Annotated in this window: 3 protein-coding genes; 1 reads left to right on the top strand and 2 read right to left on the bottom strand. The window is 53.8% G+C overall.

Annotation, left to right across the window (positions count from 1 at the left end):
* Positions 1 to 185, top strand: a 185-nt coding sequence (locus DFP90_RS23140; RefSeq protein WP_218044782.1) for a hypothetical protein, incomplete at its 5' end; no start/stop codon positions are given.
* Here the strand turns inward: DFP90_RS23140 and DFP90_RS22610 are convergent.
* Together DFP90_RS22610 and DFP90_RS22605 are read right to left on the bottom strand one after the other, a co-directional pair.
* Positions 179 to 532, bottom strand: a complete 354-nt coding sequence (locus DFP90_RS22610) for an alpha/beta hydrolase (RefSeq protein ID WP_115939722.1) — start codon at positions 530 to 532, stop codon at positions 179 to 181. The genes DFP90_RS23140 and DFP90_RS22610 overlap by 7 nt on opposite strands.
* A gap of 396 nt (positions 533 to 928) precedes the next feature.
* A partial coding sequence (locus DFP90_RS22605; RefSeq protein ID WP_147301120.1) for an IS66 family transposase occupies positions 929 to 1,447 on the bottom strand: 519 nt, incomplete at its 5' end.

Raw genomic sequence — 1,447 nt, 5'->3', positions numbered from 1 at the left:
TCGTGTGTTTTGATGGTTTGGTTCGCACCGTCATCAAAACCGGTAACTCTCACTCCTTCAAGGAAGCGGTGTCAGATCAGATCGCAACTACTTCAATTGAAGGCATAGAGGGGGCTGGTAGGCGTCTGGCATGTTTCAGACACAATACCCCGCGACCGCTGCACCATTCTCCAGGTCGTTACTGAAGCTCGATGTTAAGTGCAGCCAGACAGGCATTTGCGAGATCCCTGTTGGGACTGGCCTCACCAGGAACCGTCGCCCAACCTGCATCCATGAGAACATCGCGCCGCTTATAGTCCTCTGCTTCGCGGATCTTCACTATCTTCATTGTGCGGTTTGCATCGGTACGGGAACTGTCGAGACAAACGGGAAGCAACGCCGCGATGACGGCGTCATGTGCTATGGCAGCGGCAACCTTGTTCGCTTGACTACTAGTCATCCAACCGCCCCAGGAAAATCCTATAACAGCAAGAGCACTCGCCCCCGCAACCGCTCCGTAAATACCTGGTTTGAGCCATTCTGGAATATTCATAATCAATCCTCCGGCAGCATCAACACTGCCTCTTTCGCTGATCACCGACTGTGTACAAATAACTTGCCCACTTTCCTGGCTCAGCATTCCGAAGGGACAAGTGTAGTACAGGTGCCTGGGGGCGATACTGACATGGGTTAGCATTAAGCTAAGCCGCGCATTGGCCGCCTGGTCATAGCTGAAGTGATGGGATGGACGGGGGCCCCTGCTCTCCGGCATCGAAGTGCCATACGGTGGTCTTATTGAGCGCTACATTTGAGAGAAACCTTCCAACTGATTGTTACAACTACCGGCCTTGACTTAGCCAAATAGTGTTTTTTAAGTGCATGGGATCAGTCGCTCGGGTGATGTTGATATTCTCCGCCGATTTCACCGTGCTCAGGTCTGCATTTTTTTTTACTGGGCTGGAGCCTTACCATATTGAAATGGAGGCTTGCGGCTCAGCAAATTTTGGGGCGCGGAAACTGATGGAGCCAGGTCATGAAGTTCCGGATCGGCCTTGACGTTCCAAGGCAGCAGTTCTTCTATCCGATTGATGGGATGATCAGCGATGATGGTCAGAACGTGGGTCAGCCAGGCTTGCGGATCGATGCCGTTCAGTTTTGCCGTTTCGATCAGGGTATAGATGTTGGCGGCACGTTCGCCACCGGCATCTGACCCGGAAAGCAGCCAGTTTTTTCTGCCAAGGGCAATGCCGCGGACGGATCTTTCCGCCGTGTTATTGTCGATGGCCAGCCGGCCATCTTGGAGATAAACCTCCAGCCGCTTCATCCGGGTGACGGCATAGCGGATTGCTCCCGCCAGGGCGGAACGCGCAGGCAAACGGGTGAGCTGACCCTGCAACCAGCCCTGAAGGTCTTCGAACTGAGGCTTCGCTTTTTCCTCACGAACGGCCTTTTTGAGGTCCGGCGGTTT

The organism is Aestuariispira insulae (genome assembly GCF_003385955.1).
GTDB classification, from domain to species: Bacteria; Pseudomonadota; Alphaproteobacteria; order UBA8366; family Aestuariispiraceae; genus Aestuariispira; species Aestuariispira insulae.
Note: the sequence above shows the minus strand (reverse complement) of the source record. Positions and strands in the feature narration are given on the sequence as shown.

Coding starts and splice junctions, on each gene's coding strand:
- DFP90_RS22610 (WP_115939722.1), bottom strand. CDS start 532: ATGAATATTCCAGAATGGCTCAAACCAGGTATTTACGGAGCGGTTGCG.